Below are 22,792 nucleotides of genomic sequence, written 5' to 3' on the forward strand. Positions count from 1 at the left end.
GGTTGACGGGTCTGGTGACGGGGGTTCCGGTCGCGGTGGCGCTGGCGCGTCGGGACAGCGATGAAGTGGCCCGTCTGGTGGAGGGGTTGGGCAGGTTGTTCGCGGTGGGTGTTCCGGTGGACTGGGACGCCTTCTACGCCGGTACCGGCGCCCGCCGTGTGGATCTGCCCACGTATGCCTTCGACCACCACCACTACTGGCAGACAGCCCGGCATACCGTCGACCGCCCCGAGACCGGACACCCGCTGCTCACCTCGTCGGTCGAGGACCCGGACAGCGGCCGTGTCATCCTCAGCGGGCGGCTGACCGGGGCCCACGCACCCGAAACGGTCTGGCTGGAGGCCGCACTGCGCGCCGCCGACGAGGTCGACTGCACCACCGTGGACACCCTCACGGTCGACGCCGCCCTCACTCCGCCCCCGCGCGGCGGTGTCGACGTCCAGGTCACCGTCGACGCGCCCGGTGCCGACGGCCGCCGCGCGTTACGCATCCACGGACGCCTCGCGAACGGCGCCGCCTGGACGCGCTGCGCCCACGGCCGCCTGAGCCCCGCGCCCGTGGTGCCGCCCCCGGACACGGAGGCCGGACCCGCCGGACTCACCGTGGACGACGACGAGGCCGAGCGCTGGATCCTCCACCCCGGGCTGCTGTCCGCCGCGGTCGGCCACCGGCCCGTTCTCACCTGGCGCGGAGTACGCGTCTACGCCGCGGGAGCCCGCTCGGCCCGCCTGGCGCCCTCCGCATCCGGCGGCCCCGCACTGCTGCTCACCGACCGCTCCGGGCGGCCGATCGCCACCGCGGACGAGATCACCTACGGTGACCCGCCCCCGGCCCGGCGCACCGACGACCTGTACCGGGTCGACTGGACACCGCTGGTCCTGCCCGCCGCCGACGGACCGGTCCCGCCCGTCGCGTATGCAGACTCCGCGGACCAACTCCACCAGATCCTCGACATCGCCCAACGCGCGCTGGAAAAAGACGACTTGGGCGCCCCACTGGTCGTAGTCACCCGGGGTGCCGTAGCGGTGGACGGGGAGGCCCCTTCGGACACGGCGGCCGTCTGGGGCCTGCTGCGCTCGGCCCAGACCGAACACCCGGGCCGTTTCATCCTCGTCGACACCCATGCCGATGCCGAAGTCCCTCCGGAGCTCCTGACAGCCATAGCCGCATCCGGCGTCCCCCAGCTGGCGCTGCGCGGCGACCGGGCCCTGGCGCCACGGCTCGCCCAGGTGACCGCGACGGGGCCCGCGACCGCGCCTGACTCCGTGCCTGAACCTGAGCCCGAATCCGCGCCCGGGACTGCGTCCGAGTCCGCGCCTGAGCCCGAGTCCGCGCCCGAGACTGCGTCCAAGTCCGCGTCCGAGTCCGCGACCGAGCCCGCACCCGCGCCCACGCCCGCACCCAAGCCCACGGCAGCGTCCACCCCCCCATCCGCGCCGAGCAGCGGATGGCCCGCCCAAGGCACCGTCCTGATCACCGGGGGCACCGGTGCGCTCGGCGCCGCGGTGGCCCGGCACCTCGCCGCCCGTCACCACATCCGGCACCTCCTGCTGACCAGCCGCAGCGGCCCCGGTGCACCGGGCGCGGCACGCCTGGTCGAGGACCTGGCGCGGCTGGGCGCCCACGCCACCGTCGTGGCCTGCGACGTCGGCGACCGCGCCGCCCTCGCCGCCGTGCTGGACGGCATTCCCGACGAGCGGCCGCTGCGCGCCGTGGTGCACGCCGCCGGTGTGCTCGACGACGGCGCCTTCACCGCGCTCACCCCGGCCCGCCTCGACGCGGTGCTGCGCCCCAAGGCCGAAGCGGCCCTGCATCTGCACGAGTTGACCCGGGACCACGACCTCACCGCGTTTGTGCTGTTCTCCTCCGTCGCGGGCGTCTTCGGCGGCCCGGGCCAGGCCAACTACGCCGCCGCCAATGCCGCCCTCGACGCCCTGGCCCAGCGGCGCGCCGTCGCGGGACTGCCCGCGGTCTCGGTAGCTTGGGGGCCCTGGGAGCTGGACGGCACAGGCATGTCCGCGGCGGCGGATCTGCGCCGGGTCGCCCGGGAGGGCTTCGGCGTGATCCCCACCGAGCACGGCATGGCCATGCTCGACGCCGCCGTCGCCGACGGCACTCCAGTGCTCGTCGGCTGCCCGATCGACCTGGACACCGTGCGACGGCAGTCACCGGTGCCGCCCCTGCTGCGTGCGCTGGCCCGCCGCGGCGCCCGGCGCCCGGCGGCGACCGCGGACCCGGCCGGGCTCGCCGAGGACCTCGCCGCCCTGCCCGCCGCCGACCGCCGCACCCGGATGCGCGACCTCGTCCGGGCCCGCGTAGCCGACCTCCTCGGGCTGGGCGGCGCGGCCGAGGTGCCCGCGCACGTACCCTTCCCCGAGCTGGGCTTCGACTCGCTCAGCTCCGTACAACTGCGCAATCAGCTCGACGCGTTGTCGGGGCTGCGCCTGCCGCCCACCCTGGTCTTCGACCACCCGACCCCGGAGTCCGTCGCGGACCGCCTGCTGCGCGAACTCCTCCCCGACACGGCCGCCGAGGACGCCCCCGGCGCAGACGGCCTCTCCGCCGACATCGGCCTCTCCGCCGACATCGACCTCTCCACCGACATCGCCCTCCCCGACGACATCCGGGCCGCCGCGACGACCGTCGAGGTCGCGGCCGACCCCGGCGAGGTCCTGCTGACCGGCGCGACCGGCTTCCTCGGCGCGTATCTGCTGCGGGACCTGATGCGGACCACCCGTGCCGTGGTGCGCTGCCTGGTGCGCGGCGACGACCGTGACGACGCCCTGCGCCGCGTGACGGGGAACCTGCGGTGGTACGGGCTCTGGGACGACATCGACACGGGCCGCCTGGACGTGGTCGTCGGCGATCTCGCCCGGCCCCGGCTCGGCCTGACCGCCGACACCTTCGACGCGCTGGCCCGCTCGGTGGACCTGGTCGTCCACGCGGGCGCACAGGTCAACTGGCTTCAGCCGTACGGGGCGTTGAAGGCGGCCAACGTCGACGGCACCGTCGAGCTGCTGCGGCTGGCCGCCCGGCACCGCAGCGTCCCGATGCAGCACATCTCGACCACCGGTGTCTTCGCCCGCCCGGTCGTTCCCGGAGTGCCGCTGCGCCCCGACGACCCGACCGGGCCGCCCGACGCGCTGCGCACCGGCTACACCCGGAGCAAGTGGGTGGCCGAGCAACTCGTGGGCCTGGCCCGGGAGCGCGGCCTGCCGGTCACCGTCCACCGGGTCGACCTGGTCTCCGGCGACCAGGAGCACGGCGCCTGCCAGACCCGGGACTTCGTCTGGCTCAGCGTCAAGGGAATGCTCCAGGCCCGCTCCGTACCGGCCGGACTGGGCGGCAGTTTCCAGCTGGTGCCGGTCGACTACGTCAGCGCCGCCGTCCTCGCCCTCGCCCGCAGCCCGCAGGCGACGGGCCGCACCTTCCACCTGTCCGGGCGGTCACCGGTGAGCTTCGCCGACATCGCGGCCCATCTGCGGTCGTTCGGACATGAGTTGACCGAGATGGATCCCGCCGCCTGGCGCGACCGGGTCACCGCCGACCGCGGCAACGCGCTGCTGCCGCTGCTGGAGTCCTTCGAGGCGGTCTCCGGTGACGGCGCCACCGATGTCTATCTGGCGATGGACAGCTCCGCGACCGATGCGGCACTGGAGGGCACCGGCATCGAGTGCCCGCGGCCCAGCCGGGAGCTGTTCCGCACCTACGACGCTTTCTTCACTCGAACGGGCTACTTCCCGCAGTAGGGAAGGCCCGCAGCAAGGAAGGACAGACATGCTCACACCCACCCACCGGCGGGCCGGACTGCGCGAGGTGCCCCTGGACGGGCACCGGCTCTCCGTCGAGGACATCGCCATTGTCGCCCGCCACCCCGGCACCCGGGTCGTCACCCTGGCCGCCGACGTGGCCGGGCGGATGGCCGAGTCCAACGCGATGAAGCACTCCCTGATCGACTCGGGCGTGCCCATCTACGGCGTCACCTCAGGATTCGGCGACAGCAGCGCCCGCCAGATATCCAAGCGCAAGGTGGACCACCTTCAGGACAACCTGATCCGCTTCCTGTCCACCGGTATCGGCCCGCTCGCCGAGGCGGACGTCGTCCGGGCCACCATCATGGTCCGCGCCAACTGCCTGGCCCGCGGCGTCTCCGGGGTACGGCCGGACATCGTCGCCGCGCTCATCGACCTGCTGAACGCCGACATCCTGCCGCAGATCCCGGAGCGCGGCTCCGTCGGCGCCAGTGGCGACCTGGTGCCGCTCAGCTACCTCGCCGCCGCCCTCACCGGGCGCGGCACGGTGACCCACCGCGGCGAGGACAAGCCCGCCGCCACCGCCCTGGCGGACTGCGGCCTCACTCCGCTGACCCTGGAGGCCAAGGAGGGGCTGGCCCTGGTCAACGGCACCTCCTTCATGTCCGGCTTCGCCGTCCTGGCCCTGCACGACGCCCAGGAGCTGGCCTTCACCGCCGACCTGTGCACCGCGCTGACCAGTCAGGTACTGCTCGGCAACCCCTCCCACTTCGCCCCCTTCCTCTTCGAGGCCAAGCCGCACGACGGCATGGTGGCCAGCGCCGCGGCCATCCGGGCCGTCCTCACCGGCGACATCGCGGCCGACTCGGGCATCCGGCGGCCCGACGCCGACTTCGCCGAGCTGGACCGCCCGATCCAGGACCACTACTCGATCCGCTGCGCGCCCCATGTCACCGGTGTGCTGCGCGACACGGCCGACTGGGCCCGGCGCTGGCTGGCCGTGGAGGTCAACTCGGCCAACGACAACCCCCTGTTCGACGTCACCGACCGCACGGTCCGCAACGGCGGCAACTTCTACGGCGGCCATGTCGCCCAGGCGATGGACGCCCTCAAGACGGCGGTCGCCAGCGTCGGCGACCTGCTGGACCGCCAACTGGAGCTGGTCGTCGACGAGAAGTTCAACAACGGCCTCACCCCGAACCTCATCCCCGCCCTAGGCCCGGACGACTTCGAGGCCGGGCTGTTCCACGGCTTCAAGGGCATGCAGATCGCGGCCTCGTCGCTGGCCGCGGAAGCCCTCAAATGGACCATGCCGGCCGCGTCGTTCTCCCGCTCCACCGAGGCGCACAACCAGGACAAGGTGAGCATGGGCACGATCGCGGCCCGCGACGCCCGCTCGGTGGTGGAGCTCGTCCAGCGCATCACGGCCATCCATCTGATCGCCCTGTGCCAGGCGGCGGACCTGCGCGGCCTCCAGCACCTCAGCCCCCCGACCCGCGCGGCCTACGACGCGGTCCGCGGGGTGAGCGCGTTCCTGGACCGCGACCGGCCGCTGGACACCGACATCGAGCGCGTGGTGACGCTGATCCGCTCGGGCGCCCTGCGGGGTGTGGTCGAACTCGAGACCCAGGACACCGGGTCCGGCGAGGCGGTCCGGTGAGCGCAGAGGTGGCGGCCCTCGCCGGGGTCACCTGCGAGGAACGCCCGGACGGCACCCGGGTACTGCGGGCGGCGGGGGAGCTGCTGGACCATCCGCCGACCCTCGCGCACCAGCTGCGCCGCTGGGCGGCCGAAACCCCGGACCGGACCCTCGCCGCGGAGCGCGAAGGGGACGGCTGGCGGACCCTCGCCTACGGCGCGGCTGCCGAGACCGCGGCCGCCCTGGGCCAGGCGTATCTGGACCGCGGCTGCGGCCCGCACCGCCCGGTGCTCCTGCTGTCCGGCAACTCCCTGGACCATCTGCTGCTCACCCTGGCCGGCTATCTCACCGGCGTCCCCGTCGTACCGGTCAGCACGGCCTACTCCCTGCGCAGCACCGACCACGCCCGACTGCGCGCCATCGCCGCACTGGTCCGGCCGGGACTGGTGTACGCGGAGGACGGCGACCGCTACCGCGCCGCGCTGGACGCGGCGGTCCTTGCCGCCGGGACCTCCCCGGGGGCCGCCGGGGAGGTCCCGGGCACGGTGGTCTCCCGGCGGCCCGGCCCGGGCGACGAGACGACCGGCAGCCTGGGGCGTACCCCCGTCGGCGGTGCGGCGCGCCGGGCCGAGGAGGGCCTGACCCCGGACACGGTGGCGAAGATCCTCTTCACCTCGGGCTCCACCGGCACCCCCAAGGGGGTGCTGAACACCCATCGGATGCTCTCCGCCAACCAGCAGATGATGCGGCAGATCTGGCCGTTCCTGGACGCCGAACCGCCCGTGCTCACCGACTGGCTGCCCTGGAGCCACACCTTCGGCGGCAACCACAATCTGCATCTGGCCCTGTGCAACGGCGGCAGTCTGTACATCGACGACGGGGCACCGCTGCCCGCCGCCTTCGAGCGCACCGTGGAGGCGCTGCGCCGGGTCCCGCCCACCGTCTGCGTCAACGTACCGGCGGGTTACGCCCTGCTCGCCGAGCGGCTGGAGCGCGATCCCGGGCTCGCCCGGCGGGTGCTGTCCCGCGCGAGGATCATCCTCTACGCGGGTGCCGATCTGCCGGACGCACTGCGGGTGCGGCTGCGCGCCCTCGCCCGCACGGCGTCCGGGCGCGACCTGGAGGTCGTCTCCTCGTGGGGCGCGACCGAGACCGGGCCCGCCGCGACCTCCACCTACGGCGGCGTACGCGAGGGCATCGGCATTCCACTGCCGGGCGTCGAGGTGAAACTCGTCCCCGTGGGCGACCGGACCGAGATCCGGGTGCGCGGCGCCTCGGTCACCCCCGGCTACCTCGGCACGGAGGCCTCCGCCGCGCTGGACGAGGAGGGCTACTACCGCAGCGGCGACGCGGTGCGGCTGCTCGACCCGGGAGGCGACCCCCGCCGTGGACTGGCGTTCGACGGCCGGATCGCGGAGGACTTCAAGCTGGCCAACGGCACCTGGGTGGTCGTGGGCAGGCTGCGGGGCGCGCTGCTTTCGGCCGCCCCGGTCCTCTCCGACGTCGTACTGGTCGGCGGCGACCGCTCGCACATCGCCGCGATCGCCTGGCCCGCGCTGGACCCGGCCAACGCCCTGCTCGGCACCGACGCCACCGACCCCGCCGAACTCCTCGCCCACGACGGACTGCGCCACCACCTCACCGAGATCCTCACCCGGCTCAACACCGGCGCCGGTGCCGCGTCCCGCATCGAACGCCTCGCCCTGGTGGCCGAGCCGCCGAGCATCGACGACGGCGAGATCACCGACAAGGGCCACCTCAACCACCGTGTGGTGGCCGACCGGCGCAAGGAGGTCGTCGAACTGCTCTACGCCGACGATCCGGACCCCGCACGGGTGATCACCGCCCGTCGGCCGAACGGCATCCTCCGCCGCGACTGAAGGTCCCCGCGGCCGGGAAGACGGAAGACTCCAAGGCGCGGTGGCGTGGGGGGCTCCGGTTCCCTAGCGTGGCAGGCGTCGATGTCTCCGGCTGGAGGTACTTGTGATGACCGTGCCCCGGATCCTGATCGTCGGTGGCGGCTTCGCCGGGATGGAGACCGCGCGCAGACTGGAGCGCACCCTCAAGCCCGCCGAGGCCACACTCCGGCTGGTCACGCCCTACGACTCCCAGCTCTATCTGCCGCTGCTCCCGCATGTCGCGGCGGGCATCCTCACCCCCCAGTCGGTCGCGGTCAGCCTGCGGCGGCTGCTGCGCCGTACCGTCATCGTCCCCGGCGGCGCCGTCGGCGTGGACCCCGCCGCCAAGGCCGTCGTGGTGCGGAAGATCAACGGTGAGACGGAGGTCGAGCACTACGACTATCTGGTCCTCACACCGGGCAGCGTGACCCGGCAGTTCGACATCCCCGGGGTCGAACAGCACGCCGTGGGCATGAAGACGCTCGCCGAGGCCGCCTGGGTCCGCGACCACGTCATTTCCCAGCTCGACCTGGCCGCGGCGTCGTCCGACCCGGTGGAGCGGGAGACCCGGCTGCGGTTCGTGGTGGTGGGCGGCGGCTACGCGGGCACCGAGACCGCCGCCTATCTGCACCACCTCACCACCGCCGCCGTCAAGCGCTATCCGGGCCTGGACCCGGCTCTGGTGAAGTGGCATCTCATCGACATCGCCCCGAGGCTCATGCCGGAACTCGGCGACCGCCTGGGCGCGCGGGCCCTGTCCCTGCTCAAACGGCGCGGCCTCGATGTCTCGCTGAAGGTGTCCGTCGCCAAGGCGACCCGGGACACCGTCACCTTCACCGACGGCCGCACCCTGCCGTGCCACACCCTGATCTGGACCGCGGGCGTGGCGGCCAGCCCCCTGATCGCCACCCTGGACGCCGAGACCGACCGCGGGCGGCTGGTGGTCCGCCCCGATCTCACCGTCCCGGGCCTGGACGGCGTCTTCGCCCTGGGGGACGCCGCCGCCGTCCCGGATCTGCACAAGGGCACGGGCGCGGTCTGCCCGCCGACCGCCCAGCACGCCATGCGCCAGGGCTGGGCGGCGGCCAGAAACGTGGCGGCGGCCCTGCACGGCACCCCGCTCAAGGCCTACCGCCACCGTGACATGGGCCTCGTCGTCGACCTCGGCGGCTTCCAGGCCGTGTCCAAGCCCCTGGGCGTGGAACTCACCGGACCACCCGCCGAGTTGGTCGCGCGCGGCTACCATCTGGCCGCCCTGCGCACCGTACCGGCCCGGATGCGGACCCTGACCAACTGGACGCTCAACGCGCTGACGGGCTACGACTTCGTCCGCACCGGCTTCCAGGCCGGACGCCCCGCCACGCTCTCCGACTTCGAGCGGCCCGACGCGTATCTCACCCCGGACGTGATCACCTCCCACACGGCACCCCGCCCGTCGGACTGATCCCGTACCCCGTACAGGCCGTTGGCCGGTGCACCCCACAAGGGCACACCGGCCAACGGCCTGCACACGACCTGTTCCGCGCCGCCGTCACCCGCTCAAGGGAGCCGGATCAGCGCCGCTCATCCGGCTCCCCGCCGCCGTTCTCCCAGCGGGGACGGCTGCTCGTGGCGCTCGTCCGGGACCCGAGATTGCCGTGCGCCCTCAGCTCGTGCGGGGTGAGGCGGTCCCCGCCGCGGGGCACCTCGTCGGGTTCACGGTTCTCCATGACCTCACCCACCGGCCCCCCTTCGGGCAGCCGCGGCTGCTCCTCGGGGCGCGGCGGCTCGGACTCCCGGCGCCGGACGCGTACCCCCATCCAGAAGGCGCCGACCAGCAGCGCCACCACGACCAGTCCCACCAGGAAGGGCCACAGGCCGAGTTGCAGACCATGGGACACGGCGATGTTCATCGACACGGTACTCATGGCACCCGGGTACCCACGGCCCCCGGCGCGAACCCGGGAATCACCCGGCTGCCGGGGCACACCGGCCCCCACCCCCATTCCCAATTTCTGCAACACGTTCTACGGTGTGCGCCGTCAGGACCGGCCTGGGACCCCTGGAGGCGCCGTGCACCTCGACTACACACCCGAGCAGCAGCGCCTGCGCACCGAACTGCGCGGCTACTTCGCCGAACTCGTACCGCACAACGCCTACGCCCGCCACGGCGACCCGGCGGGCCAGAAGCGGTTCTACCGCGACACCATCCGCCGCCTCGGGCGCGACGGCTGGCTCGGCGTCGGCTGGCCCGAGGAGTACGGCGGCCGCGGACTGGGCGCCATGGAGCAGTTCATCTTCTTCGACGAGGCCGCGCAGGCGGGCGTACCGCTGCCGCTGATGGCACTCAACACGGTCGGCCCCACCCTGATGCGCTACGGCACCGAGGAGCAGAAGTCCCGCTTCCTGCCCGCGATCCTCTCCGGCGAGATCGACTTCGCGATCGGCTACAGCGAACCGGAGGCGGGCACGGACCTGGCATCCCTGAAAACCCGCGCCGTACGGGACAGCGGGGGAGAGTACGTCGTCAACGGCCAGAAGATCTGGACCACCAACGGCGACACGGCGGACTGGGTCTGGCTCGCCGTGCGCACCGACCCCGACGCCCCGCCGCACCGCGGCATCACCATCCTGCTGGTGCCGACCACCGACCCCGGCTACTCCTGCACCCTCATCCGCACCCTCGCCTCCCACGACACCACCGCGAGCCACTACGAGAACGTCCGCGTCCCCGTCTCCCACCGCGTCGGCGAGGAGAACCAGGGCTGGCGGCTCATCACCAACCAGCTCAACCACGAACGCGTCACCCTCGCCGCCCACGGCACCATGGCGATCCGCGCCCTGCACGACGTACAGCGCTGGGCCATGGAGACCGAGCTCGCCGACGGCCGCCGGGTCGTCGACCTGCCCTGGGTCCGCCACCTCCTCGCCCGCACCCACGCCAGGCTGGACGCCCTGAAGCTGCTCAACTGGCGCATGGTGAGCGCCGTCCAGGACGGCACCCTCACCCCCCAGGACGCCTCCGCCGTCAAGGTCTACGGCTCCGAGGCCCGCCGCGACGCCTACGCCTGGCTCATGGAAATCGTCGGCGCCGCAGGCGTGTTGAAGGAGGGCTCAGCAGGCGCGGTCCTCCACGGCGAACTGGAACGCGGCTACCGCTCGGCCGTCATCTTCACCTTCGGCGGCGGCAACAACGAGATCCAGCGCGAGATCATCTCCTGGATAGGCCTGGGCATGCCCCGCGTACGGCGCTAGCTGTATTGACCCGCAGGGTTGTTTACGCGGCTGATGGGTGGCTGGCCGTCGAGTGCGGTGTGGCGGCGGTGGTCGTAGGTGTGGAGGGAGTCTGCCAGGGCTTGGGTCCGCTCGGTGTTCGAGGTGTAGGGCCGTAGCAGGGTGCGGTTGAAGCGTTCGACCTTGCCGTTGGTCTGCGGCCGGTAGATGCGGGTGAGTCTGCCGGCCGCGCCGAGGTCGGCCAGGGCAAGGCCGGGGCTGGCACTGGATGCGCCTGCGGCAGTTGACCAGGGCGCTCGCAACCTCCCTGAAGGCGAAAGGCGGGACGGGTCTGCTGCACGGCTAGGAGCGGTCCGAGAAGGGGTCCGGCACTACGAGCGAGCAGGTCTCCCCCGGCGCGATGGTCACCGCCCGATCGACGAGCATCACGCGAATCGGGGATTCCTCCGAGTCCGGCACACTGATCTCCAGCTGCCCGCTCCGGCGGCGTATGCCTACGCCCCAGTGACCGCGATAGTGCACCGTGAACCCGTACTCGGAAAGGGCCGGCAGAGGCACCGGGTCCAGCCACAGGGCGTCCTCACGTGTCTCCAGCCCTGACAGGCCGCGCTGGACCAGGTCGAGGGTCCCGGCCATGGCCCCGAGATGGATACCTTCGCCGGTTGTGCCGCCCTGGATGTCGGCAACGTCCGCCTCCAGTGCCTCGTGGACGTACTGCCATGCGTCGGCGCGTCTGGCCCGGGCGAGGACGAAGCCGTGGACGAGTTCGCTGAGGGTGGAGCCGTGGCTGGTGCGCTGGAGGTAGTAGTCCACGGTTCTGCGCCAGACGTCGTCGTCCAGGTCGTACCCGAGACGCTGGAACAGGGCTCCCAGCTCGGCGGGTGAGAACAGGTAGCCGAGCATCAGGACGTCGGCCTGCTTGGACGCCTTGTAACGGTTGGCCGTGTCGCCCTCTGCTTCCAGGATCCGGTCCAGCCTGCGAATGGAGCTGTAGCGCGCACGGTAGGCCTCCCAGTCCAGTTCGGCGAGGTCGTCGTAGCCCTCGAACTGGCTGATGACTCCCCGGTGAAACGGCACCCGCAGCCGGCGGGAGACCTCCTCCCACTCCCGCAGCTCGCCGACGTCAAGTCGGAGCCGGTCGAGCAGTTCCTCGCGGCGCCATGCGGGCAGGCCTCGTAGGAGTTGCAGGGTGCGGGTGAGGACCCAGGCCGCAGTGATGTTGGTGTAGGCGTTGTCGTCCAGTCCCGGCAAGGCGGCGCCCGGGTAGCCGTCGTGGTACTCGTCAGGGCCGACGACACCGCGGATTCGGTAGCGGCCGGTCTCGGGGTCGAAGGCGGCGAGGTCCGCCCAGAAGCGGGAGATCTGTAGCAGCATCTCCGCGCCCCTGGTGTGCAGGTACTCCGTGTCGCCGGTGGCTTCGCAGTACTGCCAGACGTTGTAGGCGATCGCGGAACCCACGTGGTGCTGGAGACGGGAGTGGTCGGGCAGCCAGCGGCCCGACGCGGGGTTGAGGTGCCATTCCTGGGACTCCTCACGGCCGTCGCTGCCGCTCTGCCACGGGTACATCGCGCCGGATCGGCCTGTCGCAGTAGCCGCTCTGCAGGCACGCGGAAGGCGCCGATAGCGGTAGTTCAACAGGGACCGGGAGACTTCCGGGAAGTGCAGGTTGAGGTACGGGAGTACAAAGAGCTCGTCCCAGAACACATGGCCCCGGTACGCCTCGCCGTGCAGGCCCCGGGCGGGAACTCCCACGTCCAGGTCTGCGGTGTTGGGTGACAGCGTCTGCAGGACGTGGAAGAGGTGGAAGCGCAGGATGCGGCCGGCTTCGCCGGGCACCTGGATGTCGGCGCGCCGCCACAGCCGTTCCCATGCGGCGACATGGGAGTCCAGCAGGGCGGGGAAGCCCGGTGCTGTGGTCACCCGGTCAACCGCTTCGCCGAGCGGGTCGCTGATCGCCGTGTCGCGCGAGGTGTGGAGCGCCACGGTCTTGTCCACGGTGACGGTTCGGCCTGGTGAGAGGGCGATCACCAGGCGGTGGACCGCGCGTTGGCGGGCGGGGCGAAGCACTGACGAGGCCGGAGCCCCGTCGGCGATGACCGTCGTCCGGGCGGCCAGGGCGATGGAAATGTCCGACGTGTTGGTCCGACAGGTCAGCCAGACCGTGTGGGGCTCGTGGGCGCCGGTGCGCACATGGGTCACATGGTGGCAGTTGAGGGCGCGGTAACGGTGCACGTTGCCGTTGATCACCTCGCCGTCGATCGAGCTTTCGATCTCGATCTCGCCTGACCAGTCCTCGGCCGCGATGACCGTGCGCAGCGCGGCCAGGTGGGGATCCCCCATGTGCACCAGGCGGATCTGCTCGACGCTGAGCTCACCCCCCTCGTCCATCCGGTGGCGGAAGGACCGGGTGAGCGTGCCGCGGCGCAGATCCAGGATGTGCCTGTGGTCCAGGAGGGTGTGCGTGCTGGGAGAGATCCACGGACCCCACGCTCCCTGGGCGTGGCGCAGACGGAATCGGAGAAGTAGCCAGTTCGGGAGGTTCACCAGATCTTCGTTCACCACACGCCGCCCCGTCCCGGTCGACGCCAGGCGGTTGTAGCAGCCGGCCACATAGGTCGCCGGGTAGTGCACCAGGCCGGCCCGGCGCTCGGGCAGCGCGCCCCGAGTGGCGAAGTAACCGTTGCCGAGGGTGCACAGGGATTCGCGCAATCGCTCGGCGGCGGGGTGATAGCCCGTCCACTCCCACGTCCACTGCGGCATCCGCCACCCTTCCTGTCCTCCGGAGGCCCTGGAGGCCCAAGTACGTGCGGCGAGTCTCAGACCGGTTGGGGAACGACGGCGACCGGGCAGTCCGAGTGGTGCAGGAGGGCGTGGGCGACCCTCCCGAGCTGCAGACCGAAGTGTCCGTGTCGCCGTTGGGCGCCGACGACGATCATGTCGGCCTCGGTCGACGCCTCCAGGAGAATCCGGTGGGCGGGGCCTTCGAGCGGCTGACGTCGGACATCGACCCGGGGGTGCTCTCGTACGGCCTCACGCAGTGCGTCGTCGAGGCCGGTGGAAGCCCGCTCCTCGCGCAGCCTGGCAGCGTCGTCGGCGATCAGCATGTGGTCCACGGGTTCCTGCGACGGATTGCGCCAGGCCCGTACGGCCGTCAGGGCGCAGCCTCGCACCTCCGCCTCGCGGACGGCGAACCGTACCGCCGCCGCGCTGCCGGTCGCGTCACCGACACCCACGACGATGCGGCCAGGGGTTCCCGGGCGGTTGGGTTCCGCGCCTCTCACCACGACGACTGGGCAGACGGCGCGTGCCGCAACCGCAAGGCTTACGGACCCCAGGAGCATCCCGGCGATCTCGCCCCGCCCGCGTGATCCCGTGACCAGAGCGAACGCCTCGGGGCCCGCCCGCAGCAGCGCGGACACGGCGTCCTGGGCCAGTGCCTCGCCCGAGACCTTCAGCTCGGGGTTGCGGCGGCGGGCCCGTTCCACGCAGGAGGCGACGATGTGCCCGGCCATGACCTCCTCGGCCGGGCGGTCCGTACTGAAGGACGGCTGGGCTCCCTCGTACATCTCCCAGAGGGAGGCATGGACGAGGTGAAGGGGCAGCCCGTGCCGTACCGCCTCGTCCACAGCCCAGTCGACCGCCGTCAGACTGGAGTCCGATCCGTCGACGCCCACGACCAGTGGGAGGTCCATCGCCGTCACCGCCTTTGCCGCCCGGTGGCCGAGAGCCCCTGTGAATACCGTCGCACTGCCTGCTCGGGGCCGCGACACGCCAGCGGGCCGGACCGGTCGGTCCCCGGCCGGTTTGCGGTGTGTGCGCCGGCCGTGATGCTGGAGGCGTGGCCGAGCCAACCCCCTCCGGAACCCTTCGAGGACTCAGGACATGCCTGTCGCCGTTCCGCACCTCGTGAGCGATGTGATGACCGCGCCCGCTGTCGCCGTCGGGCGCGACGCGCGCTTCAAGGAGATCGTGCAGGCCATGGACGAGCGCCAGGTGAGTGCCGTGCCGGTCGTCAGGGGCGACGGGAAGGTCGTCGGTGTGGTGTCCGAGGCCGATCTGATGCCCAAGGAGGAGTTCCGGAACCGTGAGCCGAGCCGCTTCGAGCGCATCCGACGCCGGTCCGACCTGACCAAGGCGGAGGGCATGACCGCCGGGGAGGTGATGAGCACGCCCGCCGTCACGGTCCGACCGGACGACACCCTCGCCCAGGCGGCTCGCCTGATGGCCGTGCACCACGTCAAGCGGCTGCCGGTGGTCGACGACGCGGACCGGCTGGGCGGAGTCGTCAGCCGTGGCGACCTGCTGAAGGTGTTCCTGCGGTCCGACGAGGACATCGAGGAGGAGGTCCGCCGCACGGTGGTGTCCTACCTGTTCCCCCTGCACGCGCATGCCATCCACGTGTCCGTGCGGGACGGGATCGTCACACTCCGCGGGCCCGTCCACGACACTTCGCTCATCTGGGTCGCCGAGCGCCTCGTCCGCGGGCTGGAGGGCGTGGTGGGTGTCGAGCCGCTGCTGGGTGGAGAGGAACCGAGCCCGGTCGGCCCTTGCCCGGCGGAATGACCCCCGTGCCCGCGGGCACGGGTAGGCATTCACCTGGGTGGCCGTCTACTGATCAGCCGGAGTGATCCGACGGCCCGTCAGGTTTGTGGGCCGGATCGACATCCACGTCTCGCGCTCACCGCCGGCCCAGGGGGTGGTGTGCGCTTGCTGGGTGAGCTTGCGCACGGCCTCCGGCTCCGTCACCACGCTCGCGGGGCCGACGGCGAGCACGCTCCAGCCCTGGCTCATGGCGTCGTCCACGTGGTCGACCTCGAAGGCGACCTCCGTCCCCGCCGCCGCGGCCGCCACGGAGTCGGGCGCGGTCCGGAAGACGATGGCGTCGTCGACCATCTCGTAGTTGACCGGGACGACCACCGGGCGGCCGTCGGATGCCGACATCGCGACGCGCCCGACGCCGTGCGTGGACAGCAGGGTGCGGCACTCCTCCGGGGCTAGGCTCCGCAGCTGGGGGTGCAGCAGTGCGTGCCCCTGACCGGGTGGAAGATCCATGCCTCCGCCACGCAGCGCGGCAACCGTCGTGCCCAGTGCGTCGGCCAGCCGGAAGAGAGTCGCCAGACTCGGGTCAGAGGGCTGCTCTTCCAGGTAGGCAAGGTAGTCGGGCGACATCATGGCACGGCGTGCCGCTTCTCCCAGGCTCAGCCCCTGCCGTCGGCGTTCGACCCCCACACGCCGTCCGATGTCGCCGGGATTGGCCGCTCTGGCCGACCGCGGAGCGGTGAACACGCTCTCCGTCTCGTGTGTGTCTGGCAGCGGCTCACGCGGGGCCCCTGAGGGTTCATGTTCGAGATGGTGGATGTGGGCGTCGGGCCCGGGAAACACGAGCGTCACTTCGTCCGTGTCCGACCAGCGCACATCGTAGGGAGGTGTTCCGTCCTCGTGGTGGAGTCCGACGATCTCGCCGTCGCGCCTGGCTGCGCCGGTCGCCGGACTTTCGACGACGAGTTGATCGCCGAGGTGAGCTCGCATGATCGCCGCCCTCTCCTCAGAATGGTGCTGTATCCAACCTGCCACGCGGACCACACCGCCGCACGATGCGGCGGCTGCCCCGTCTCCGCGAGGTGGGCGGCACGTTCCCGGGAGGCGACATGCACCACCGAACGGTCGATGAGCTGATGAGCCGGGACGTCGTCCGGGCGCGGCGTGACACGCCTTTCAAGGAGCTCGTCAGACTGCTGGAGGAGAACGGCGTCACCGCTGTGCCCGTGGTGGACGAGCTGGACCGTCCGATGGGTGTGGTGTCCGAGGCCGACCTGCTGCGCAAGAGCGCCGACCAGGCCGACCCCTCGGGCAGGACGCCCATCCCGCACCTGGAGGCATGGGAACGGGCCAAGGCCGAGGGCTCCCGCGCCGAGGAACTGATGTCCGCTCCCGCGGTGTGCGCACGTCCGGAGTGGACCGTGGTCGAGGCCGCCCGCCTCATGGAGACCCAGAACGTCAAACGACTGCCCGTGGTGGACGAGACGGATCGGCTCCTCGGCATCGTAAGCCGCGGCGACCTGCTGCGGGTCTTCCTCCGCCGTGACGAGGCCATCCGTGAGGAGATCACCGGCGACCTGTTGCGGCGAACCCTGGGACTCGATCCACGGGACGTGAGCGCGGAGGTGCGCGACGGGCGGGTGACCCTCGCCGGCACCGTCGAGTACCGGAGTCTGATCCCCGTGGTCGAACAGTTGTGCCGTGGCGTCGACGGCGTGGTGTCGGTCTCCGGGAATCTCGCCTCCCGGAAGGACGCCCGGGAGGTGTCCACCGACACTTGAGTCAGGCCGCTCCCAGCCCAGGAGTTCAAGCGGGCCGTCCAGTCGTATGAGGAATGCCTGGACCGGACGCCAGGTGGATGGCATCCAGTCGGGCCACTGGGCGGTCCCCTGGTCTTTCCACGATCAGACTCCAGCGCGCATCGGCCACAGGGCCGAAAGTCCCCATCCCACCGGCGACCGGCCCTGGAAGCCGACTGCGTCCCGTTCCCCTCGTGGTGGGGCGTTCACATCTGAGGGACGACGGCGACGGGACACGGTGCGTGATGCAGTAGGGCGTGGTTGATCAGGCCGAGCTGCAGGCCTGGGTGTCCAAGTCGTCGACGGGCGCCGACGACCAACAGATCCGCCGCCGACGCGGCTTCCAGCAGCGCTGAGCGAGCCGGTTTCTCGATGAGTCTTCGGCTCACCACCGAGTCCGGGTACCGCTCAGCGGGGTGGCGCAGAGCATCGTCGAGGACCTGCGCCGGCGGGCGCCGGTGGGCTTCCAGGAACCACGACGGGGCCTGTGGGGTCGTACAAGCACCGGACGGTGCACTCCAGGCATGCACCGCGACGAGCGGGCAGCCTCGTACATGCGCCTCGCGCAACGCGAAGTCGACGGCCGTACCGCTGCCTTCCCCGTCCTCGATGCCCACGACCACGTTTCCGAACCGTGCGGCTCGATGCTCCGGGGAGCCGCGCACCACGACGACCGGACAGTCGGCACGTGCAGCGACGGCGAGGCTGACCGAGCCCAGGAGCATGCCGACGAGGTCTCCGAGTCCCCTGGACCCCAGAACCAGCGCGAAGGCATTGCGGCCCTTGTCGACCAGAGCCGAAGCCGCGTCCTCGTGAGAGACCTCGCTGGACAACGCGATCGCTGGAGCGCACTTCCGGGCGCGCGCGGAGGCGGCGCTGATCACGTGGGATGCTTCCTGCTCTCCGGCCGCCGCGTGCAGCAGATGGAGCGTGACCCCGTGCCGGGCCGCCTCTGCGGCGGCCCAGTCGACCGCCTCCAGACTCGCCTCGGATCCGTCGACGCCCACCACCAGGGGAATCGTCACCGCGCCCGTCTCCTCTCGTGCCGGATTCCACGGCTCCGGCCGCTCCGCCACGGCCCCCGCATGCGCCACCGTGAAGCACAAGCGATCCTCAAAGGGGGAGATACGCCTCGCGCCCGGTATGCAGGTGACGCGCGGTCCGTGCATCCGGCCGGACTCGTCGCCCCCCTCCAGCTTCTTACGAGACGAAGGCCGTCGCCATGCCACCAGCAGTCGTCCCCGCAGGCCTCATGGCACGTCCGCGAGCCTGGCCGATGCCCGCCGGGCCGCCGACGCACGGACGAGGACGCCGCACACCACGGGCGCTGCCCTGTCGCCGCCGTTCCTCATGACCGAGTCCAGCCTTCGCGCGTCTCCGGCCGACGCGTCGGCGCTTCAGTCGGCCGCCGGGCACGACAGCGAGGCGCCCCCGCGCGCCGGGGTGTGCGAGACCCACACCGCGACGTTGTTCTTCGTCGGTGATCGTGCCTACAAGGCCAAGAAGCCGGTCGATCTGGGTTTCCTGGACTACACCACGGTCGAGGCGCGCCGGGCCGCGTGCGAGCGCGAAGTAACCCTCAACCGCCGGTTCGCTCCCGACGTCTACGTGGGCTTGGGCGAGTTCCGTGGCCCGGATGCGGAGGCGCCTGAACCGGTCGTGGTCATGCGCCGCATGCCGGAGGAGCGCCGCCTCTCCCGTCTCGTACGGGCAGGCGTTGCCGTGGACGACGTCCTTCGGACCGTCGCCCGACAGCTGGCGGCGTGGCATGCAGCTGCGCCCCGAGGCCGCGACGTGGACGAACAAGGCACGCGAGACGCGCTGTCGGCACGATGGGAGGCGAGCTTCGCCCATCTGCACGCGCTGGCAGCGGAGGGAGCCGTGCCCGGGCACGTGACGGAGATCGAGCGGCTGGTGCACCGCTATCTCGCCGGCCGTAAGCGGCTGTTCGACAGCCGCGTCGAGCAGGGGCGGGTGGTCGACGGCCACGGCGACCTCCTCGCCGAGGACGTGTTCTGCCTCGATGACGGCCCCCGGGTCCTGGACTGCCTGGAGTTCGACGACCGTCTCCGCTACGTCGACGGCCTGGACGACGCCGCCTTCCTGGCCATGGACCTCGAACGGCTCGGCCTCCCGGCCGCTGCGGCGTACTTCCTCGCCAGGTACAGCGAGTACTCCGCGGATCCCGCGCCCCCTTCCCTGTGGCACCACTACATCGCCTACCGAGCCTTCGTCCGTGTCAAAGTCTCGGTGATCCAGGGCCGCCAGGGAGCGCCCGGCGCGGACGCAGCGTCACGGAGCCTTGCCGCCATGGCGCTGCGCCACCTGCGCACCTCCACCGTCGGCCTCACGCTCGTCGGCGGACTGCCGGGCAGCGGGAAGTCCACACTCGCCGGAGCACTGGCCGACCGGCTGGGGGTCACCCTGCTCAGCAGCGACCGCATGCGCAAGGAGCTGGCGGGCATCCCGGCGGAGCAGTGCGCCGCGGCCGGCTATGGCGAAGGGCTGTACACGCCCGAGTGGACAGCCAGGACGTACGCCGCGCTGCTCGACCGCGCCGCCCTCCTGCTGTCCTCCGGCGAGTCCGTCGTCCTCGACGCCACCTGGTCCGATCCCATCCAGCGCGAGGCGGCGATGCAGGTGGCTGAACGCACCAGCGCCGAGCTGGTGGCCCTGCACTGCCATGTGCCGGGCGACGTGTCGGCAGCCCGCCTGGTCACGCGCGCCCCCGGCGCCTCCGACGCCGGCCCCGAGGTGGCCGGCGCCATGGCCGCGCGGGAACCGCCCTGGCACGAAGCCGTACCGGTCGACACCAGTGGCGCGCTGGAATCCGCCGTCTCCCGGGCGCTGACGGCGGTACACCCGTGGGGCACCGGTCAGGCCCCGGTCTTCCGCCGCCCGTACATGGAGGCGGACTGAGGTGCACGGGCGGCCATGGTGCCCGGGGGCACCGCGGGAGGCGGCCCTACGACCTCGCGCTGGATGACGCGGTCCTGCTCGCCGAACTCCTGCCCCGCCCACGAGGTCGGAGTGCGGAACGGACACGTCGGCCCGGGAGACACCGTCGTCGTGGTGGGCGCGGGTCCCGTCGCGCTCGCCGCCGTGGTTCTGGCGCGGCTGTACTCGCCGCGCAGGATCATCGTCGTGGATCCGGCCGGCGCTCGCCCCCGGCGAAACCCGGCCGTTGCAGGTGTGGGCTGCTCCCCGTCGAGCCTGGAAGCGAGGGGCACCGCCGCAGCACCGGGTCGAACGGCCCCGTCCGTGGCTGGTCGGCACCAGTCCTATCGCCGGCACGCCGACGAGCCGCCGCCTGCGGCGCGAGCCGGGCGATCGATGGGGCGGCCCGCAGCGCGAGCAGCACAGCCAGCGGCCGTCGGCACCCGGAGAGTCCGATCAGCGAGGCCTCGTCCTACGGGCAGCGAGGTGCTCGCGGGCCTCGGTATAGGCGTCCGTGTCGATCTCTCCCGAGGCATAGCGCCGGTCGAGGATCTCCTCCGGGGTCTCCCGGGGCCCGTCGTCCGCCCAGCTGTGGCGGCGATGGGAGGTGTCGCCGGTCGTGGCGTGCGTCAGGCGGATCACGGCCCACACGCCGAGGACGATCAGTATGATCCACAACAGGGGTATGAACGTCATCCAGGCCCAGCCGCCGTACCAGTACATCCGGGCCACCTCCACCTGCGTGATTTCGAACAGCGTCTCTTGTGGTCATGGTGAGCCTCGGCCGGTGCGTCACCAAGGGCCGTTCGGCCTCGCTCCCAGGCCGCTCGGCACATCGTGTGGCCGTCGGCCGTGATCTGCCTCCCCCCACCCGGCGCTGTGGTGGCTCGGGGAGAGGGGACCAAAGGACCCGGCATACGTGCCCAGGTGGCTCTGCCGGTGCGGCACCGTGCCGGAAATGCTGCCATCGTGGGCTTGTGGGGACGGCGGGGCTCGATGTGCAGTCCGCTGCGCTGAAGGAGGTCGGTCATGAGCGCCGACGCCGATGTGAACACCCCCCGGCCGCCCGCGTCCGACGAGCTCGTCATGGGCAAGGGCGGCATGGGCGCGCTCGTGGACGTGCTGGTCCGGCGCGGATTCACGGTGGTCGGACCCACGGTGCGGGACGGAGCGATCGTGCTGGCGGAGCTGCTGTCGGCCGACGAGCTGCCGTACGGATGGGGCGTGGAGCTGGAGGCCGGGCGCTACCGTCTGCGGGAGCGGTCGGACGGCGCGGCCTTCGCGAACGCGGCGGGTCCCCAGTCCTGGAAGTCCTTCCTGCATCCGGCGCGGGTGCGGGAGTGGAGCGCCGACCGGGTGGAGGGGGAGCTGGTGGTCACCGCCGACCAGGCCGCGCCCCCGCGGTACGCCTTCCTGGGTGTGCGCCCCTGCGATCTGCGGGCCATCGCCATCCAGGACCGGGTACTGACCGGCGGCGCGTACCGCGATCCCACCTACGAGGGGCGGCGCTCCGGGGCCCTGCTGATCGTGGTCGAGTGCACGGAGCCCGGCGCCACGTGCTTCTGCGTCTCCATGGGCACCGGGCCCGCTGCCGGTCCCGGCTACGACCTGGTGATGACCGAGGTGGCCGACGAGGACGGCCACCGCTTCTGGATTCGCAGCGGCAGCCCGGAAGGCGCGGAGATCCTTGCCGAACTGCCCGCCCGTCCGGCCGACCCGGGAACCCGGGAGACGGCCCGCGCGGGCGTCACGGCTGCCGCGGACCGCATGGGACGGACCATGCCCGAGGCGGACCTGAGGGAGCTGATGGCCGGCACGCTCGACGCGCCCCGCTGGGACGATGTCGCCGGGCGGTGCCTGACGTGCGGCAACTGCACCATGGTGTGCCCCACCTGCTTCTGCACCACTACTGAGGACGTCACGGACCTCACCGGTGACCACGCGGAGCGGTGGCGGTTGTGGGACTCCTGCTTCGACCTCGACTTCTCCCAGCTGCACGGCGGCCCGGTCCGCGCCTCCGCGCGCAGCCGCTACCGGCAGTGGATGACCCACAAACTCGGCACCTGGTACGACCAGTTCGGCTCGTCCGGCTGCGTGGGCTGCGGGCGCTGCATCGTGTGGTGTCCGGTCGGTATCGACATCACCGAGGAAGCGGCAGCCCTGCACGACTGGACGGCAGCGGAGCCGAAGGGGGGATGACCACCGTGCCGCCCCCGCTGCCCTATCGCGTCGCCGCCACCTGGCCCGAGACCGCCGACACCCGGTCGATCGAGCTGGTACCGACCGGGGAGGCACTCGCGCCCTTCTTCCCAGGGCAGTTCGCGATGGTCTACGCGTTCGGCGTCGGCGAGGTGCCCATCTCGGCCAGTGCCCTGCGCGGCCGCCACGGGGGCCTTGTGCACACCGTGCGCGCGGTGGGCGCGGTCTCGACCGCCCTGTACCGGCTGCGCCCGGGTGACAGCGTCGGCCTCAGCGGGCCGTACGGCACCGGCTGGGACCTCGAAGCGGCAGCCGGACAGGACGTCCTGGTGGTCGCCGGCGGCATCGGGCTGGCTCCGCTGCGGCCGGCCCTGCACACGGTCCTGGACCGTTCGGCGGAGTACGGCCGGCTCGCCGTCCTGGTGGGTGCCCGCACCCCTGCCGACCTTGTCTTCCAGGACGAGATCGAGAGCTGGCGCGGCCCGGCCCGGGTGGAGGTGACCGTCGACCGCCCCGGCCCGGGGTGGCGGGGCGCGGTGGGCGTGGTCACCACCCTCCTCGACCGCCTCGACCTGCGCCCCGAACGAACCTGCGCGCTGGTGTGCGGACCCGAGGTGATGATGCGGCACACCGCCCGCGATCTGGTGACCCGCGGACTGGTCCCGCACCGCGTCCAGGTGTCCTTGGAACGCAACATGCACTGCGCCACCGGCCATTGCGGCCACTGCCAACTCGGCCCGCTCCTGCTGTGCCGGGACGGCCCGGTCGTCGGCTACGACCGCGTGGCAGACCTGCTCCTCGTGAGGGAGTTGTGAC

At 72.0% G+C, this 22,792-nt stretch carries 16 protein-coding genes and 2 pseudogenes; 11 read left to right on the forward strand and 7 right to left on the reverse strand.

The annotated features are described in order from the left end of the window. Nucleotides 1–104: 104 nt before the first annotated feature. The 4 genes from ACIHAA_RS30865 to ACIHAA_RS30880 all read left to right on the forward strand — a co-directional run bounded on the left by ACIHAA_RS30865 (nt 105) and on the right by ACIHAA_RS30880 (nt 8,733). Nucleotides 105–3,749 carry a thioester reductase domain-containing protein gene (locus tag ACIHAA_RS30865; RefSeq protein WP_399822977.1) on the forward strand — a complete coding sequence of 1,215 codons (3,645 nt, stop codon included), beginning with the start codon at nt 105–107 and terminating at the stop codon, nt 3,747–3,749. A gap of 28 nt (nt 3,750–3,777) precedes the next feature. Further along, complete coding sequence (gene hutH / locus ACIHAA_RS30870) at nt 3,778–5,412, forward strand: histidine ammonia-lyase (protein ID WP_399822979.1); 1,635 nt, start codon at nt 3,778–3,780, stop codon at nt 5,410–5,412. Beyond that, entirely contained in the window at nt 5,409–7,271 is a 1,863-nt protein-coding gene (locus ACIHAA_RS30875; RefSeq protein ID WP_399822982.1) for an AMP-binding protein, read from the forward strand. Before hutH ends, ACIHAA_RS30875 begins: the two co-directional genes overlap by 4 nt. Before the next feature lie 106 nt (nt 7,272–7,377). Then, the gene (locus ACIHAA_RS30880) at nt 7,378–8,733 is read left to right on the forward strand and encodes an NAD(P)/FAD-dependent oxidoreductase (RefSeq protein ID WP_399822984.1); all 1,356 of its coding nucleotides are present in this window, start codon (nt 7,378–7,380) and stop codon (nt 8,731–8,733) included. A 109-nt stretch (nt 8,734–8,842) separates the two neighbouring features. On the opposite strand, the gene ACIHAA_RS30885 is transcribed toward ACIHAA_RS30880, so the two are convergent. Beyond that, entirely contained in the window at nt 8,843–9,196 is a 354-nt protein-coding gene (locus tag ACIHAA_RS30885; RefSeq protein ID WP_399822986.1) for a DUF6479 family protein, read from the reverse strand. 145 nt (nt 9,197–9,341) lie between these two features. On the opposite strand from ACIHAA_RS30885, the gene ACIHAA_RS30890 reads away from it, so the two are divergent. Then, nucleotides 9,342–10,523, forward strand: a complete 1,182-nt coding sequence (locus ACIHAA_RS30890) for an acyl-CoA dehydrogenase family protein (RefSeq protein WP_399822988.1) — start codon at nt 9,342–9,344, stop codon at nt 10,521–10,523. Here the strand turns inward: ACIHAA_RS30890 and ACIHAA_RS30895 are convergent. From ACIHAA_RS30895 to ACIHAA_RS30905, 3 genes and pseudogenes are all read right to left on the reverse strand, one after another. Then, nucleotides 10,520–10,723: pseudogene (locus tag ACIHAA_RS30895) on the reverse strand (integrase core domain-containing protein); the annotation flags it as partial. The gene ACIHAA_RS30890 and the pseudogene ACIHAA_RS30895 sit on opposite strands and share 4 nt — an antisense overlap. A gap of 121 nt (nt 10,724–10,844) precedes the next feature. Continuing rightward, nucleotides 10,845–13,262, reverse strand: a complete 2,418-nt coding sequence (locus tag ACIHAA_RS30900; protein ID WP_399822990.1) for a glycoside hydrolase family 65 protein — start codon at nt 13,260–13,262, stop codon at nt 10,845–10,847. 56 nt (nt 13,263–13,318) lie between these two features. Continuing rightward, nucleotides 13,319–14,194: a universal stress protein gene (locus ACIHAA_RS30905; RefSeq protein WP_399822992.1), complete on the reverse strand. Its 876-nt coding sequence runs from the start codon at nt 14,192–14,194 to the stop codon at nt 13,319–13,321. A gap of 190 nt (nt 14,195–14,384) precedes the next feature. Between ACIHAA_RS30905 and ACIHAA_RS30910 the strand changes: the two genes are divergently transcribed. Beyond that, nucleotides 14,385–15,065 carry a CBS domain-containing protein gene (locus ACIHAA_RS30910; protein WP_399822994.1) on the forward strand — a complete coding sequence of 227 codons (681 nt, stop codon included), beginning with the start codon at nt 14,385–14,387 and terminating at the stop codon, nt 15,063–15,065. A gap of 45 nt (nt 15,066–15,110) precedes the next feature. Here the strand turns inward: ACIHAA_RS30910 and ACIHAA_RS30915 are convergent, their stop codons facing one another. Continuing rightward, the gene (locus ACIHAA_RS30915) at nt 15,111–16,031 is read right to left on the reverse strand and encodes a DUF1918 domain-containing protein (RefSeq protein ID WP_399822996.1); all 921 of its coding nucleotides are present in this window, start codon (nt 16,029–16,031) and stop codon (nt 15,111–15,113) included. 119 nt (nt 16,032–16,150) lie between these two features. On the opposite strand from ACIHAA_RS30915, the gene ACIHAA_RS30920 reads away from it, so the two are divergent. After that, nucleotides 16,151–16,822 (forward strand): CBS domain-containing protein, encoded by a 672-nt coding sequence (locus tag ACIHAA_RS30920; protein WP_399822998.1) that lies wholly within the window; start codon nt 16,151–16,153, stop codon nt 16,820–16,822. A gap of 224 nt (nt 16,823–17,046) precedes the next feature. Here ACIHAA_RS30920 and ACIHAA_RS30925 read toward each other — a convergent pair whose 3' ends face one another. Further along, entirely contained in the window at nt 17,047–17,865 is an 819-nt protein-coding gene (locus ACIHAA_RS30925) for a universal stress protein (protein ID WP_399823000.1), read from the reverse strand. Nucleotides 17,866–18,283: 418 nt separating this feature from the next. Between ACIHAA_RS30925 and ACIHAA_RS30930 the strand changes: the two genes are divergently transcribed. Together ACIHAA_RS30930 and ACIHAA_RS30935 are read left to right on the forward strand one after the other, a co-directional pair. Further along, the gene (locus ACIHAA_RS30930; protein ID WP_399823074.1) at nt 18,284–19,759 is read left to right on the forward strand and encodes an AAA family ATPase; all 1,476 of its coding nucleotides are present in this window, start codon (nt 18,284–18,286) and stop codon (nt 19,757–19,759) included. Nucleotides 19,760–19,797: 38 nt separating this feature from the next. After that, nucleotides 19,798–20,005, forward strand: a pseudogene (locus ACIHAA_RS30935) (alcohol dehydrogenase); the annotation flags it as partial. 228 nt (nt 20,006–20,233) lie between these two features. Here ACIHAA_RS30935 and ACIHAA_RS30940 read toward each other — a convergent pair. Beyond that, nucleotides 20,234–20,500: an SHOCT domain-containing protein gene (locus tag ACIHAA_RS30940; RefSeq protein ID WP_399823078.1), complete on the reverse strand. Its 267-nt coding sequence runs from the start codon at nt 20,498–20,500 to the stop codon at nt 20,234–20,236. Between the two features lie 306 nt (nt 20,501–20,806). On the opposite strand from ACIHAA_RS30940, the gene ACIHAA_RS30945 reads away from it, so the two are divergent. Both ACIHAA_RS30945 and ACIHAA_RS30950 read left to right on the forward strand, forming a co-directional pair. Further along, nucleotides 20,807–21,976 carry a 4Fe-4S dicluster domain-containing protein gene (locus tag ACIHAA_RS30945; protein WP_399823002.1) on the forward strand — a complete coding sequence of 390 codons (1,170 nt, stop codon included), beginning with the start codon at nt 20,807–20,809 and terminating at the stop codon, nt 21,974–21,976. Next, nucleotides 21,973–22,791: an FAD/NAD(P)-binding protein gene (locus tag ACIHAA_RS30950; protein ID WP_399823004.1), complete on the forward strand. Its 819-nt coding sequence runs from the start codon at nt 21,973–21,975 to the stop codon at nt 22,789–22,791. Before ACIHAA_RS30945 ends, ACIHAA_RS30950 begins: the two co-directional genes overlap by 4 nt. Nucleotide 22,792 lies beyond the last annotated feature (1 nt).

This window comes from Streptomyces sp. NPDC052040 (assembly GCF_044548405.1).
GTDB lineage: Bacteria > Actinomycetota > Actinomycetes > Streptomycetales > Streptomycetaceae > Streptomyces.

Coding starts and splice junctions, on each gene's coding strand:
- ACIHAA_RS30885 (WP_399822986.1), bottom strand. CDS start 9,196: ATGAGTACCGTGTCGATGAACATCGCCGTGTCCCATGGTCTGCAACTC.
- ACIHAA_RS30940 (WP_399823078.1), bottom strand. CDS start 20,500: ATGTACTGGTACGGCGGCTGGGCCTGGATGACGTTCATACCCCTGTTG.
- ACIHAA_RS30950 (WP_399823004.1), top strand. CDS start 21,973: ATGACCACCGTGCCGCCCCCGCTGCCCTATCGCGTCGCCGCCACCTGG.
- ACIHAA_RS30910 (WP_399822994.1), top strand. CDS start 14,385: ATGCCTGTCGCCGTTCCGCACCTCGTGAGCGATGTGATGACCGCGCCC.
- ACIHAA_RS30880 (WP_399822984.1), top strand. CDS start 7,378: ATGACCGTGCCCCGGATCCTGATCGTCGGTGGCGGCTTCGCCGGGATG.
- ACIHAA_RS30905 (WP_399822992.1), bottom strand. CDS start 14,194: ATGGACCTCCCACTGGTCGTGGGCGTCGACGGATCGGACTCCAGTCTG.
- ACIHAA_RS30915 (WP_399822996.1), bottom strand. CDS start 16,031: ATGCGAGCTCACCTCGGCGATCAACTCGTCGTCGAAAGTCCGGCGACC.
- ACIHAA_RS30920 (WP_399822998.1), top strand. CDS start 16,151: ATGCACCACCGAACGGTCGATGAGCTGATGAGCCGGGACGTCGTCCGG.
- hutH (WP_399822979.1), top strand. CDS start 3,778: ATGCTCACACCCACCCACCGGCGGGCCGGACTGCGCGAGGTGCCCCTG.
- ACIHAA_RS30945 (WP_399823002.1), top strand. CDS start 20,807: ATGAGCGCCGACGCCGATGTGAACACCCCCCGGCCGCCCGCGTCCGAC.
- ACIHAA_RS30900 (WP_399822990.1), bottom strand. CDS start 13,262: ATGCCGCAGTGGACGTGGGAGTGGACGGGCTATCACCCCGCCGCCGAG.